This window comes from Streptococcus suis, assembly GCA_002831545.1.
In the GTDB taxonomy this organism is placed as follows: Bacteria; Bacillota; Bacilli; order Lactobacillales; family Streptococcaceae; genus Streptococcus; species Streptococcus suis_P.
Window position 1 is genome coordinate 487,779 of record CP025095.1, and the last position, 13,193, is coordinate 500,971.

A 13,193-nucleotide genomic window follows, 5' to 3' on the forward strand; every position below is an offset into this window, starting at 1 on the left:
AAGGGATAATAGAATTAGTAGAAACCTTATAGAGTAAAGGAGATGAGAAAGCAAAGATGACAAAGTTGATTTTTATGGGAACGCCAGCGTTTTCAGCGACGGTCTTAAGAGGGCTCTTAGCTGATGGAAATTACAACATACTGGCTGTTGTTACCCAGCCTGACCGAGCTGTTGGACGAAAAAAAGTCATCCAAATGACACCTGTGAAAGAAGTAGCCTTGGAATACAATTTACCAGTCTATCAACCAGAGAAGCTATCTGGAAGTCAAGAAATGGATGAGCTGATGAATTTAGGAGCAGATGGGATTGTGACGGCAGCTTTTGGGCAATTCCTACCAACCAAATTATTGAACTCAGTTGACTTTGCAGTCAATGTTCATGCTTCTCTTCTTCCTAAATACCGTGGCGGTGCCCCTATTCATTACGCTTTGATTAACGGTGATGAACGTGCCGGCGTAACCATCATGGAAATGGTTAAGGAAATGGATGCCGGTGACATGATTTCCAGCGATAGCATTGCTATTGAAGAAAGTGACAACGTCGGCACCTTGTTTGAAAAGTTGGCTGTTGTTGGTCGGGATTTATTATTACAATCCTTACCAGCCTATATTGCTGGTGACTTGAAACCAGTCGCTCAAAATCCAGAACAGGTAACCTTCTCACCAAATATCCAGCCAGAAGAAGAGGTACTGGATTGGAATAAGACAGCTCGTCAACTATTTAATCACATTCGCGGTATGTACCCGTGGCCAGTTGCCTATACCTATTGGCAAGGCGAACGGTTTAAAATTCAAGAAGCTGTTGAAGTAGGAGGTGAAGGACCAGTCGGTCGGGTTATTGCTCGAAGCAAGAAAGAATTGGTCATTGCGACAGGTCAGGGAGCCCTTTCTCTGAAAACTGTCCAGCCAGCTGGTAAGCCAAAAATGACCATTGCAGACTTTTTAAATGGTGCAGGTCGAGATATTGCAGTAGGAGATCAATTTGGTGGTCAATAAACATGAAACAGCAAGGAGTTTAGCCTTATCTGTATTGGAACAAGTCTTTGATCAAGGAGCTTATTCCAATATCGCACTCAATAAGGCTCTAGAATCTTCTCCTTTATCAACACAGGACAAGGGCTTGGCGACTGAGTTGGTCTATGGGACGGTTTCTCGTAAAATTACCCTAGAGTGGTATTTGGCACATTTTATCGAAGATAGGGAAAAGTTGGACACTTGGGTCTACTATCTCCTCAAGTTGAGCCTCTACCAGTTGGTATATTTGGACAAATTGCCCCCCCACGCAGTTGTCAATGAGGCAGTTAATATTGCCAAGCGAAAGCCTGGAACAGACAAGTTTGTCAACGCTATTTTGCGTAAGCTTAGTCAGGATTCGTTGCCGAAACCAGCAGATATTAAAAGAAAGAACAAACGTCTATCCGTTCAGTATTCTGTTCCAGTTTGGTTGGTCCAAACCCTGATTGCAGAATATGGCGATGAACGTGCAGAGAAGATTTTCCAAAGCTTACATGATCGGAATAAGGCTAGCGTACGCGTGACGGATGGTCAACAAGTGGAGCGATTGGCAGAGGAACTAGATGCCCAACGCTCTCAGTTATCACCAGTTGGGTTGGTTAAATCTCAGGGACACTTTGCGGGGATAGATTATTTCAAGGAAGGGCTTATCACTATTCAAGACGAAACCAGTCAATTGGTAGCTCCGACTTTGGATATTCAAGGAGATGAAATCATCTTGGATGCCTGTGCGGCTCCGGGTGGAAAAACCTGTCACATGGCCAGCTATTTAACAAGTGGTAAAGTTATTGCTCTTGATTTATACGAGCATAAACTGACCCTGATTGAAGAAAACGCACGTCGTTTAGGCCTAGCAGATAAGATTGAGACCAAAGGTCTGGACGCCAGTCGTGTTCATGAGGAATTTGGTCCAGATACCTTTGATAAAATCCTAGTAGATGCCCCATGTTCAGGTATTGGACTCATCCGCCGTAAGCCAGATATTCGTTATAACAAGGCATCGATGGACTTTGATTCTCTAAAGACTATCCAGTTGCAGATACTGGACAGTGTTTGCCAAAGCTTGAAAATTGGTGGTATAATAACCTATAGCACATGTACGATTATTGCTAAGGAAAATCAAGAGGTTATTCAAGAATTTCTGCAAAACCATCCCAATTTTGAACAGGTGACACTAGAGCACCCTCAAATAGATATTATGGTGGATGGCTGCTTGTTGATAACCCCTGAACAGTATAAGACAGATGGCTTTTTCATCGGTCAACTTAGACGAAAATCCTAGAATAAGAGGAGGAAGTTGCTTAGCAACGATAAAAATTATGGAAATTGCATTACTTACTGATGTAGGACAGAAACGTTCGAACAACCAAGACTATATCAATCGCTACAAAAACCGCGCAGGGATTGATTTGGTCGTGTTAGCTGATGGAATGGGTGGTCACCGTGCCGGTCATATTGCTAGTGAAATGGCAGCAACAGATTTGGGAGCTGCTTGGGTTGATACTCAATTAGTGACCTTAAATGATGTCCGTGAATGGATGGTTGCAATCATTGATGCTGAAAACCAAAAGATTCATGAACTTGGACAGACAGAAGAATACAAGGGGATGGGAACAACTCTTGAAGCAGTTGTTGTCATCGACAACCAAATGATCTATGCCCATGTTGGAGATTCACGAGTTGGATTGATTAGAGATGATGAATATACACGTCTAACCAACGACCATTCGCTGGTAGGTGCCCTTGTTCGAGCTGGTCAGCTCACAGAAGAAGAAGCACAGCGTCATCCTCAAAAAAATATTGTAACGCAGTCCATTGGACAAGCCGAACCAATTGAACCAGACATTGCTTTGAAAACTCTTGAGGTTGGAGATTATGTCCTTATTAACAGCGATGGCTTAACCAATATGGTACCAACCGAGGACATTCGTGATATTGTATTGAGTGATGTTTCAATTGAAAGCAAGGTAGAAACACTTGTACGTTTTGCCAATAATGCAGGCGGTCTAGATAATATTACAGTAGGTTTGCTTCACATTACGGAGGAGGCTAGGTAATGATTCAAATCGGTAAGATCTTTGCCGGTCGGTATCGAATCGTTCGGCAAATTGGTCGAGGCGGTATGGCAGATGTTTACCTAGCAAGAGATTTGATTTTAGATGGAGAAGAGGTTGCCGTTAAAGTTCTTCGGACCAACTATCAGACAGATCAAATTGCTATCCAGCGTTTTCAACGTGAAGCGCGTGCCATGGCAGAACTTGACCATCCCAATATCGTTCGTATTTCGGACATCGGCGAAGAAGATGGTCAACAGTATCTGGCTATGGAATATGTCAATGGCCTCGATTTAAAACGTTATATAAAAGAAAATGCACCACTCTCCAACGATGTTGCGGTGCGAATTATGGGACAGATTCTCCTTGCTATGCGAATGGCGCACACGAGAGGAATTGTCCATCGAGATTTGAAACCTCAGAACGTCCTTTTGACTTCCAATGGAGTCGCTAAAGTAACAGACTTTGGTATTGCAGTTGCCTTCGCTGAAACGAGTTTGACACAAACCAACTCTATGTTGGGCTCTGTTCACTATCTTTCACCTGAGCAGGCGCGTGGTTCGAAAGCGACCATTCAAAGTGACATTTATGCAATGGGGATCATCCTTTTTGAAATGTTGACGGGTCGTATTCCCTATGATGGAGATAGTGCTGTGACGATCGCTCTTCAGCATTTCCAAAAACCTCTCCCATCGGTTAGAGAAGAGAATGCCAACGTACCTCAGGCCTTAGAAAATGTTGTACTAAAAGCAACGGCTAAAAAATTAAACGAGCGCTATAAGTCGGTTGCAGAAATGTATGCAGATTTAGCTTCGTCTCTATCCATGGATCGTCGGAATGAACCCAGGGTTGAACTAGAAGGGAACAAGGTTGATACAAAAACCTTGCCAAAACTCTCCCAAGCCAATGTTGAAACGAAAGTACCGCATACAAACAGTTCTGCCCAAGTTTCTGCGACGGATAAGGGGCCTGGTAAGAAAGAAGTGGCGAAGTCGGGAAATAAGCCTGTTTCAAAACCAAGGCCAGGTATGCGTACACGCTACAAAGTCTTGATAGGGGCTATTTTGTTAACAGTCATAGCGGCTGGACTCATGTTTTTCAACACTCCACGAACAGTTACAGTCCCTGATGTGTCTGGTCAAACCGTTGAAAAAGCTACAGAAATGATTGAAGTGGCAGGATTGGAAGTTGGAAACATCACAGAAGAAGCGACAGCGACTGTAGATGAAGGCTTGGTAATACGGACCTCTCCGGCTGCAAAGACGACCAGACGTCAAGGAAGTAAGATTGATATTGTAGTAGCAACGGCTGCGATGGTATCTATTCCAGATGTGACAGATAAGGATTCTGATACTGCACGGCAGGAATTGGAGGCTCTTGGTTTCCAAGTGACAATAAAAGAAGAATATAGCGAAAAAGTTGCCCAAGGACTCGTTATCAAAACAGATCCAGGAGCAAATAGTTCTGCTGAGAAGGGGGCAAAAATTACCCTTTATGTTTCCAAAGGAGTAGCGCCACAAGTTGTGCCGAACGTTGTTGGAAAAACTCAGGAGAATGCTGCTCAAATTCTTCAGACAGCAGGCTTCAGTATTGGAACTATTACTCAGGAATATAGCTCATCTGTTACTGCGGGTCAGGTTATCAGTACAGATCCCGTTGCCAATGCAGAGTTGACAAAAGGTTCTATCATCAATCTAGTTGTTTCAAAAGGAAAAGAATTGATTATGCCTGATTTAACATCTGGCAATTACACCTATTCACAGGCACGTAGTCAATTACAAACGCTAGGCGTCAATGTGGAAAGTATTGAAAAACAAGAAGATAGAAGCTATTACTCAACGACAAGTGACATCGTCATTGGACAATATCCTGCTGCTGGAGCAACAATTGATGGAACAGTTACCTTGTATGTCTCCGTTGCATCAACCGGCACCAGTAGCGATTCCTCAACAGGAAGTTCCACCAGCACAAGTACTTCAACAGATAGCGGACGATAAAGATGAATAAGGTTGGGCAGATGCCGAACCTTTTTCTCTTGATTAGAGAGCGTAGCTTGTGAGCGGTCCCCTATGCCAAAATTGTTTCCTTCTGTCCATCAAGAGTGATGGCCTAGGAGTGATTTGCATAGTTTATAGTCATGTTTAGTTTATTTTGCTTGCTTCGTTAATTTACTTTGCCGTACTTTAGTACAGCCTGCATCTCGTTGCTTTGAACTAATATTTCCTACTTTGGATGGAGTTCTTTTACTTATTTTTTGTTACAATAGTATAGAAAGGATGGAGAAGATGCGGAAAGTTCAATTTTTTCTACTAATAGAAAGTATGATTTTTACGATGGCAGCCTTTGATGTGGTAGCCAATGAGGCCAGTCGGACCCTGCTACTTTTCTCTGCCTTATTACTCATCATTTGGTACTTCCTAGGAAGAAAAGTCAACAGTGTTTTACTGGTCAGCTCCTTATCTCTATTATTTTTGGTCTTTGTTTTAAATCCCTTCTTCATTATTGGGATTATGCTACTAGTCGTGTACATGCTGATTAATTTCTTTTCACGTTATGAAAAGAGAAACCAATATACCCACATTGTTTTTAGTGACTATTCTCTACAGGTTCAAAAAGAGAAAAATAGATGGTTTGGCAACCACGACCACTCTCAAGATAGGTTTGGTTTTGAAGATATTAACATTGTACGCTTGTTTGGCAATGATGTAGTTGATTTGGATAAGACTGTATTAGTTGGTAGAGATAATATTGTTGTAATTCGTAAAACGTTTGGACAGACAAAAATTATTGTTCCAATTGATGTTGAGGTAGCACTTTCAGCAACTAGTATCTATGGACGAGTAAGTTTCTTGGGTGAATCATACTGGGATTTGCGGAATGAAAGTATAGCGGTCAATAGTCCCGATTATCAAGAATCACACAAACGTGTAAAAGTCGTTACCAATAATATACTGGGAGATGTGGAGGTGGTTCGCGTATGAGAAAACGTACCTACCTACTCCTCGCCTGGTTTGCCTGTCTTATTGTTTTTGTGGTGATTGCTTCCACCCTCCCACTTTTAAATTATTCATTGCTAGATGTTACGCTCTGGATTTCAACGGAGCAGCTCGTGTTTACTCTCATTCTACTAGTTATTGTTTTGACCCTTTTTCTAGCTGTAATGGTACAAACTGTCAGTCTAGCCTCCACTCAGGTTATGCGGACGAAGTTACAAGCTATCTTGAAGAATAAAAGTATTCGAACAGATACCGAAAGTGATCAACTCTTGCTCCAGTTGTCGGATAAGGTCAGAAACCTCACACGTCAGGTGCAGCTGGTTGACAATCAAGATTTAGTCAAGAAAGAAGAGATTGTTGAGGGAGAACGGAAACGGATTGCCAGGGATTTGCATGATACGGTTAGTCAAGAGTTATTTGCAACGAGCATGATTTTGTCAGGATTATCGTCCAATCTATCCACTCTTCCGCAGGAAACCTTGCAGGAACAGCTGATGCTCGTGAAAGACATGATTGAGTCTGCCCAAAGAGACCTACGCATCCTATTATTACATCTACGCCCAAGTGAACTCGAAAGTAAAACCTTGGTTGAAGGATTTGAGCTGATTTTGCGTGAAGTTAGTGACAAAAGTAATATTATCGTTCATTTCCAACATGAAGTAGAGGAGCTACCGAAACTAATTGAAGAACATCTCTTCCGCATTGCGCAAGAAATTATCAGTAATACCTTGCGACATGCCAAGGCCAAGCATTTGGATGTTTACCTCTTGCAGAAGGAAACAGAACTTCAGTTGAAAATGGCAGACGATGGTATCGGCTTCCAACAAGGTGCAGATGATGAATTAAGTTACGGTCTTCAAAACATACGTGAGCGGGTTGAAGACATGGCTGGAACGATAAAAATTCGCACAGCTCCAAATAAGGGAGTGGCGATTGATATTCGTATCCCACTATTGAAAGGAAAAGAAGATGAATACGATTCGAGTGATGTTGGTTGACGACCATGAGATGGTTCGTCTAGGATTGAAAAGTTACTTAAATTTACAGCCAGATGTTGAAGTAGTTGCAGAAGCTAGTGATGGCGAGGAAGGTTTGGCTAAAGCATTAGAGGTTAAACCCGATGTTGTAGTGATGGACTTGGTTATGCCCAAGATGACTGGCGTAGAAGCAACCCTGGCCTTGCTGAAGGAATGGCCGCAAGCGCAGATTGTCATCCTGACCTCCTATCTAGATAATGAGAAAATCTATCCTGTGCTGGAAGCAGGAGCTCGTGGCTATATGTTGAAAACGTCAAGTGCTGACGAAATCTTAGCAGCCATCCGCAAGGTAGCTCTTGGAGAATATGCTATTGAGACAGAAGTAGAGAAAAAAGTAGAGCACCATAAACGCCACCCAGATTTACATGATGACTTGACAGCTCGTGAACGCGAAATCTTGACGCTGTTAGCCAAGGGATATGATAATCAACGAATTGCAGATGAGTCTTTCATTTCCCTAAAAACTGTTAAAACCCATGTTTCCAATATCTTATCCAAACTAGCTGTTAGCGATCGTACTCAAGCAGTTGTTTATGCTTTCCAGCATGGTTTGGTGGCGCAAGAGGACCAATAGTGGTATAATGAAAATTAGTTAATTTTCAACCAAAGGATAATGGAATTATATGGATGCAAAACTCAGATATAAGGCAAAAAAAATAAAAATAGTCTTTTTTGACATTGACGACACGCTACGTGTAAAGAATACAGGCTACATTCCTGAATCAATTCAGCAGGTTTTCAAATCACTAAAAGAAAAGGGAATTTTGACAGGAATTGCGTCAGGACGAACTCCTTATGGTTTGGTGCCAGAAATCAAGGCCTTAAAGCCAGACTTTTTCGCTATGATTAACGGCTCCTACGTAGAAGATGCCAAAGGTCAGGTAGTGTACCATCAGCCGATGCCCCAAAATTTAGTAGAATCTGTATTAAATTGGGCTAAAGAAATTGGAATCGAATATGGTATGCTTGGTAGTCAAAAAGGGACACTTTCTGCACGAACTGACCGCATTAGTCAAGTAATTGACTTGATTTATGAAGGTTTGGAAACAAACCCAACTTTTTATAAAGAAAATGACATCTACCAATTGCTAACTTTCGAGAAAGATGGTCACGAAGTAGAACTTCCAGAAGAGTTGCAAGCGGAATTGCGTAGTGTTCGTTGGGATGCTATTTCATCGGACATTGTGCTAAAAGGCTCTTCCAAAGCAACTGGTGTTGCTAAGGTTGTTGAAAAACTAGGCCTGAAACCTGAAAATGTCCTAGTGTTCGGAGATGGACTCAACGATATTGAGTTATTCGATTATGCAGGAATTAGTATCGCTATGGGGCATTCGCATCCAGAACTGCAAAAGCATGCAGATTATATCACAAAAAAAGTAGAAGAAGATGGCATTTTTGATGCCTTGGAGAAATTAGGTATGGTAGAAAAAGAAAAATATTTCCCGCAATTAGATTTGGAAAATGTTACAGGACCAGTTGCGCATATCAAGACTAACCATGGTAAGTTAACAGTAAAACTCTTCCCTGAAATTGCACCCAAAACTGTAGCAAATTTCGTAGCTCTTTCTAAAGATGGCTATTATGACGGAATTATCTTCCATCGTATTATCAAAGACTTTATGATTCAAGGTGGCGATCCAACCGGAACAGGTATGGGTGGTGAATCTATTTATGGTACTGCGTTTGAAGATGAATTTTCAATGGAAGCTTTTAATCTCAGAGGAGCCTTGTCAATGGCCAATGCAGGACCAAATACAAATGGAAGCCAATTCTTTATCGTTCAAAACCAAAACTTCCTATACAATGCGAAAGAATTAGAACGAGGCGGTTGGCCTAAAGAAGTTGCAGAAGCCTATGTCAAAAATGGCGGGACACCACATCTAGATCAACGCCACACAGTATTTGGTCATCTAGTTGATGAAGACTCCTTCGTCGTCTTGGATGCTATCGCAGCGGTTGCAACAGATTCAGCAGATCGTCCACATGAAGATGTTGTAATTGAGACCATCGAAATAGAGGATTAAGATGAAAATCGGAGATAAACTCAAGGGGACGGTAACGGGCATTCAGCCGTATGGAGCCTTTGTACAATTAGAGAATGGGACGACGGGCCTAATCCATATCTCGGAAATCAAAACAGGTTTTGTTGATAATATTTATGATCATTTAAAATTGGGGCAAGAGGTTTTGGTACAGGTAGTCGACTTTGATGAATATACTGAAAAGGCTAGTTTATCAATCCGGACCTTAGAAGAAGAACAACAAAAAATTCCGCGTCATCATCGTTTTACAAATGAACGGAATAAAATTGGTTTTTCCCCTTTAGCAAAACAACTTCCGAAATGGATTGAGGAAGCTAAAGGCTATCTCAAAGAACACAAAGAAAAGAAGGTATAGGATGCATTCCTAACCTTCTTTCTTTTTAATCATTGAACTCATAAAGAGCTGTTGACAAGTAACGCTCACCATTATCAGGCAAGATTGCCAACACTTTTTTTTCAGTTCCCAACTCCTTAGCGACTTCGATAGCAGCGTGAATTGCTGCTCCAGATGAAATACCCACAAGGAAACCTTCCTGTCCACCAATTGCTCGACCTGTTGCTAAAGCATCATCTGATTTAACACGAATAATGCCATCATAGGCTGCTGTATCCAGCGTATCAGGAATGAAACCAGCTGAAATGCCTTGAATCTTGTGTGGACCAGGTGCTTCACCAGATAGGACTGCCGATTCATCAGCTTCTACGGCATAGATGGCGATGTTTGGGTTGGCAGCTTTTAATACATGCGAAACACCAGAAACAGTTCCACCAGTACCAACACCAGATATAAAGGCATCTAAACCAGTTGTTCCAAAGTCTTCCAAAATTTCCTGTCCTGTTGTATCTTCGTGAACTTTTGGATTGGATGGATTAGCAAACTGGAAAGGAACCCAGCCATTTTTTTCTTCAGCAATCTCTTTTGCTTTGGCGATAGCCCCCTTCATCCCTTCGCTACCAGGAGTCAAGACGAGTTCAGCTCCATAAGCTTGGATAATCTTACGACGCTCAACACTCATGGTTTCAGGCATGACGATAATCACCTTATAACCTTTTGCTGCTCCAACCCAAGCAAGACCGATACCAGTGTTACCACTTGTTGGCTCAACAATAGTATCTCCAGGTTTGATTGTACCAGCCTTCTCAGCATCTTCAATCATAGCCAAGGCGATCCGGTCTTTTACAGAAGATCCTGGGTTAAAGGCTTCTAACTTAACATAGACATCCGCAGATCCCTCAGGAACAATATTATTTAGCTTGATAATTGGTGTTTTTCCAACTAATTGAGTAATGTTTTGATAAATAGCCATATGGCACCTCCAAATAATGTTATTATACATTATATAGTAGAAAGTCAAAAAAGGATAATATAAAAAAACTATCTCGCCGATAGCTTTTTTTAATAGACAGGTACCTCAACGATTCGAGAGTTAGCTTTTTCCGCGGATACCTTTCCGTGGTAAAAGTCAGTGAGACTTGCTAAGGTTTGTTCAAGGAATTCTTTATCTACAAAAATCATGGTTGAAACTTCAGTAGTAAACTGGGTATCAAATTCTTCCAGACCTTGCTCCGCACGCCAATTGGCAAACTCTTGGTATTGGGCATAGGACATGCTAATGGAAATCCCTTCCTGCTCTTTGACTTCCACAACCCCGATTTCCTTGACTGCATTAGCCACGGCTCCAGCGTAAGCACGAATAAGTCCGCCTGCCCCGAGTTTGATACCTCCAAAATAGCGGGTAACCACCGTTGCGATATTGGTCAGTTCGTGATTTTCTAAAACCGTCAGCATTGGCACACCAGCAGTACCAGACGGCTCCCCATCATCTGAGGAACGCTTGATTTCCATATTTTCTCCAAGGACAAAAGCAGAGCAGTTATGAGTAGCCTTGTAATGTTCTTTCTTGATTTTGTTGATAAAGTCGCGAGCTTCCTCCTCGCTGGTCACTCGTTTCATAAAGCAGATAAATCGTGACTTTTTAATTTCTTCCTCAACAATACCATCTTCTCTAATTGTTTTAAATTCTTTCATAACCAAATTGTACTAATTTTTTTAAAAACTGACAAGAAATTCCGAATAAATAAGTGATGAAAGAATTAGAAAATTATTATGGAAGATTATTTACCAAATACCAATTGACAGCAAAAGAAAGAGAAAAAGCAGAAAAAGTGCCAAGTATTACAAAAAAGAATAACTGCTTTCGCTGTGGAACAACTTTTGAAGAAGAAAACAAATTGCCAAACGATGCTTATTACTGTCGAGCCTGCTTGCTTCTAGGCAGAGTACGGTCAGACGAAAAACTCTATCATTTTCCTCAGAAAGATTTTTCAATCACTAAGTGTTTAAAGTGGAAAGGTCAATTAACTGATTGGCAACAAAGAATTTCAGATGGACTAGTTGCAAACGTGGAAAATAATCGTGCGACATTGGTTCATGCAGTAACAGGAGCAGGTAAGACAGAAATGATCTACCACACCGTTGCCTCAGTGATTGATAAAGGCGGAGCGGTTTGCCTAGCCAGTCCTCGAATTGATGTTTGTATCGAACTCTATAAACGTCTGCAAAATGACTTTTCAGTTCCAATTAGTTTACTGCATGGAGAGTCTGAACCCTATTTCCGAACTCCATTAGTTGTAGCAACCACACATCAGTTATTAAAATTTTATCAGGCCTTTGATTTGGTTTTGATTGATGAAGTAGACGCCTTTCCCTATGCAGATAATCCCATGCTCTATCGAGCAGCAGATAATGCGGTCAAGGAAGACGGAGTTCAAGTTTTTCTGACGGCGACTTCAACAGATGAATTGGATAAAAAAGTCAGAATGGGTAAATTAAGCCGTCTTAGTTTGCCAAGGCGCTTTCATGGCAACCCACTTGTTGTCCCGCAAAAAGTCTGGTTTAGTAAATTCGATGATACCCTAAAGAAAAATAGACTAGTTCCAAAGTTGAAAAAAGCGATTGAAGAACAGAGGAAGTCGGGCTTTCCCTTACTCATTTTTGTCCCAGAAATCTCCAAAGGTCAAGAATTTACCAAGATAATGAAAAAAACATTCCCAGAAGAAACAATTGGCTTTGTATCCAGTCAAACAGAAAATCGCCTTGAAATAGTTGAAGGGTTTCGCAAGAGAGAAATCACAGTCTTAATCTCGACTACTATTCTTGAACGTGGGGTGACCTTCCCATGTGTAGACGTCTTTGTTGTTCAAGCCAATCATTACCTCTACACAGCGTCAAGTCTTGTTCAGATTGCAGGCCGGGTCGGCAGGAGTATGGAACGTCCGACTGGTTTACTCCAGTTTTATCATGAGGGAAGTACAGGAGCCATTGAAAAGGCAATCGCTGAAATTAAACAGATGAACAAGGAGGCTGGTTATGTCTAATTGTCTATTGTGCGGTCAAGCTATGAAAAATAAAACAAGATTTTCAGATCTCATCTTCTTTAGTAAAGAAAAATCGGGCACTTGTGAAGAATGTTTTTCGACTTTTGAGGAAATAGCAGAGCAACACTGTCCACATTGTTATAAAAATGGAGAATCGGAAAGTTGCAAGGATTGTCAGTACTGGCAGAATCAAGGGAAACCAGTTGTCCACACAGCTTTGTACCGATATAATCAAGCGATGGCACATTATTTTAGTCGCTACAAATTTCAAGGAGACTATGTTTTAAGAAATATTTTTGCTAAAAAGCTTAGAATAGCGTTAAGCCAATTTCCTGACTACACAATTGTTCCCATACCAATTAGTCAAAAACGACTATCAGAACGCGGTTTTAATCAAGTGGAAGGACTTTTGAGTGCTACAAATATTCCCTATCAGTCCCTTCTTGGAAAGTATGAAAGCCAAAAACAATCATCTAAAAATCGTGCAGAGAGACTAGAAGCAAAACAGATGTTCTATCTATTAGATGAAAAAGAAGTGCCAGAAAAAATATTATTATTCGACGATATATATACAACAGGAGCCACAATCCAACTTGCTGTAGAACTTTTCATGAAAATTGGTAGGAAAGAAATCAAAACATTTTCACTAACACGATGAGAAAACGGTTGCATT

At 41.2% G+C, this 13,193-nt stretch carries 13 protein-coding genes; 11 read left to right on the forward strand and 2 right to left on the reverse strand.

What is annotated here, in order from left to right:
• Positions 1-56 precede the first annotated feature (56 nt).
• From CWM22_02485 to CWM22_02525, 9 genes are all read left to right on the forward strand, one after another.
• Positions 57-995, forward strand: coding sequence for a methionyl-tRNA formyltransferase (locus CWM22_02485; GenBank protein AUC90862.1), 939 nt, complete (start codon positions 57-59; stop codon positions 993-995).
• A complete protein-coding gene (locus CWM22_02490; GenBank protein AUC90863.1) occupies positions 982-2,295 on the forward strand; it encodes a 16S rRNA (cytosine(967)-C(5))-methyltransferase RsmB in 1,314 nt (437 codons plus the stop codon). Before CWM22_02485 ends, CWM22_02490 begins: the two co-directional genes overlap by 14 nt.
• Positions 2,296-2,332: 37 nt before the next feature.
• Complete coding sequence (locus tag CWM22_02495) at positions 2,333-3,070, forward strand: serine/threonine-protein phosphatase (protein AUC90864.1); 738 nt, start codon at positions 2,333-2,335, stop codon at positions 3,068-3,070.
• A complete protein-coding gene (locus tag CWM22_02500; GenBank protein ID AUC90865.1) occupies positions 3,070-5,064 on the forward strand; it encodes a serine/threonine protein kinase in 1,995 nt (664 codons plus the stop codon). The genes CWM22_02495 and CWM22_02500 overlap by 1 nt, the downstream gene beginning before the upstream one ends.
• A 288-nt stretch (positions 5,065-5,352) precedes the next feature.
• Positions 5,353-6,048, forward strand: a complete 696-nt coding sequence (locus CWM22_02505) for a hypothetical protein (GenBank protein ID AUC90866.1) — start codon at positions 5,353-5,355, stop codon at positions 6,046-6,048.
• Positions 6,045-7,061: a sensor histidine kinase gene (locus CWM22_02510; GenBank protein AUC90867.1), complete on the forward strand. Its 1,017-nt coding sequence runs from the start codon at positions 6,045-6,047 to the stop codon at positions 7,059-7,061. The genes CWM22_02505 and CWM22_02510 overlap by 4 nt, the downstream gene beginning before the upstream one ends.
• Positions 7,033-7,674 (forward strand): DNA-binding response regulator, encoded by a 642-nt coding sequence (locus CWM22_02515; GenBank protein ID AUC90868.1) that lies wholly within the window; start codon positions 7,033-7,035, stop codon positions 7,672-7,674. Before CWM22_02510 ends, CWM22_02515 begins: the two co-directional genes overlap by 29 nt.
• 49 nt (positions 7,675-7,723) lie before the next feature.
• Entirely contained in the window at positions 7,724-9,124 is a 1,401-nt protein-coding gene (locus CWM22_02520) for a Cof-type HAD-IIB family hydrolase (GenBank protein AUC90869.1), read from the forward strand.
• A 1-nt stretch (position 9,125) separates the two neighbouring features.
• On the forward strand, positions 9,126-9,497 hold the full coding sequence (locus tag CWM22_02525; protein AUC90870.1) for an RNA-binding protein: 372 nt from the start codon (positions 9,126-9,128) through the stop codon (positions 9,495-9,497).
• 25 nt (positions 9,498-9,522) lie between these two features.
• On the opposite strand, the gene cysK is transcribed toward CWM22_02525, so the two are convergent.
• Both cysK and CWM22_02535 read right to left on the reverse strand, forming a co-directional pair.
• Complete coding sequence (gene cysK, locus CWM22_02530; GenBank protein AUC90871.1) at positions 9,523-10,449, reverse strand: cysteine synthase A; 927 nt, start codon at positions 10,447-10,449, stop codon at positions 9,523-9,525.
• Positions 10,450-10,538: 89 nt separating this feature from the next.
• The gene (locus tag CWM22_02535) at positions 10,539-11,177 is read right to left on the reverse strand and encodes a YigZ family protein (GenBank protein ID AUC90872.1); all 639 of its coding nucleotides are present in this window, start codon (positions 11,175-11,177) and stop codon (positions 10,539-10,541) included.
• Between the two features lie 50 nt (positions 11,178-11,227).
• Here CWM22_02535 and CWM22_02540 point away from each other — a divergent pair, with 50 nt between their 5' ends.
• Entirely contained in the window at positions 11,228-12,520 is a 1,293-nt protein-coding gene (locus CWM22_02540) for a DNA/RNA helicase (protein AUC90873.1), read from the forward strand.
• Positions 12,513-13,178, forward strand: a complete 666-nt coding sequence (locus CWM22_02545; GenBank protein AUC90874.1) for a ComF family protein — start codon at positions 12,513-12,515, stop codon at positions 13,176-13,178. Before CWM22_02540 ends, CWM22_02545 begins: the two co-directional genes overlap by 8 nt.
• Positions 13,179-13,193 lie beyond the last annotated feature (15 nt).

Coding starts and splice junctions, on each gene's coding strand:
- CWM22_02525 (AUC90870.1), top strand. CDS start 9,126: ATGAAAATCGGAGATAAACTCAAGGGGACGGTAACGGGCATTCAGCCG.
- CWM22_02495 (AUC90864.1), top strand. CDS start 2,333: ATGGAAATTGCATTACTTACTGATGTAGGACAGAAACGTTCGAACAAC.
- CWM22_02520 (AUC90869.1), top strand. CDS start 7,724: ATGGATGCAAAACTCAGATATAAGGCAAAAAAAATAAAAATAGTCTTT.
- CWM22_02540 (AUC90873.1), top strand. CDS start 11,228: ATGAAAGAATTAGAAAATTATTATGGAAGATTATTTACCAAATACCAA.
- CWM22_02515 (AUC90868.1), top strand. CDS start 7,033: ATGAATACGATTCGAGTGATGTTGGTTGACGACCATGAGATGGTTCGT.
- CWM22_02545 (AUC90874.1), top strand. CDS start 12,513: ATGTCTAATTGTCTATTGTGCGGTCAAGCTATGAAAAATAAAACAAGA.
- CWM22_02510 (AUC90867.1), top strand. CDS start 6,045: ATGAGAAAACGTACCTACCTACTCCTCGCCTGGTTTGCCTGTCTTATT.
- CWM22_02485 (AUC90862.1), top strand. CDS start 57: ATGACAAAGTTGATTTTTATGGGAACGCCAGCGTTTTCAGCGACGGTC.
- cysK (AUC90871.1), bottom strand. CDS start 10,449: ATGGCTATTTATCAAAACATTACTCAATTAGTTGGAAAAACACCAATT.
- CWM22_02505 (AUC90866.1), top strand. CDS start 5,353: ATGCGGAAAGTTCAATTTTTTCTACTAATAGAAAGTATGATTTTTACG.
- CWM22_02500 (AUC90865.1), top strand. CDS start 3,070: ATGATTCAAATCGGTAAGATCTTTGCCGGTCGGTATCGAATCGTTCGG.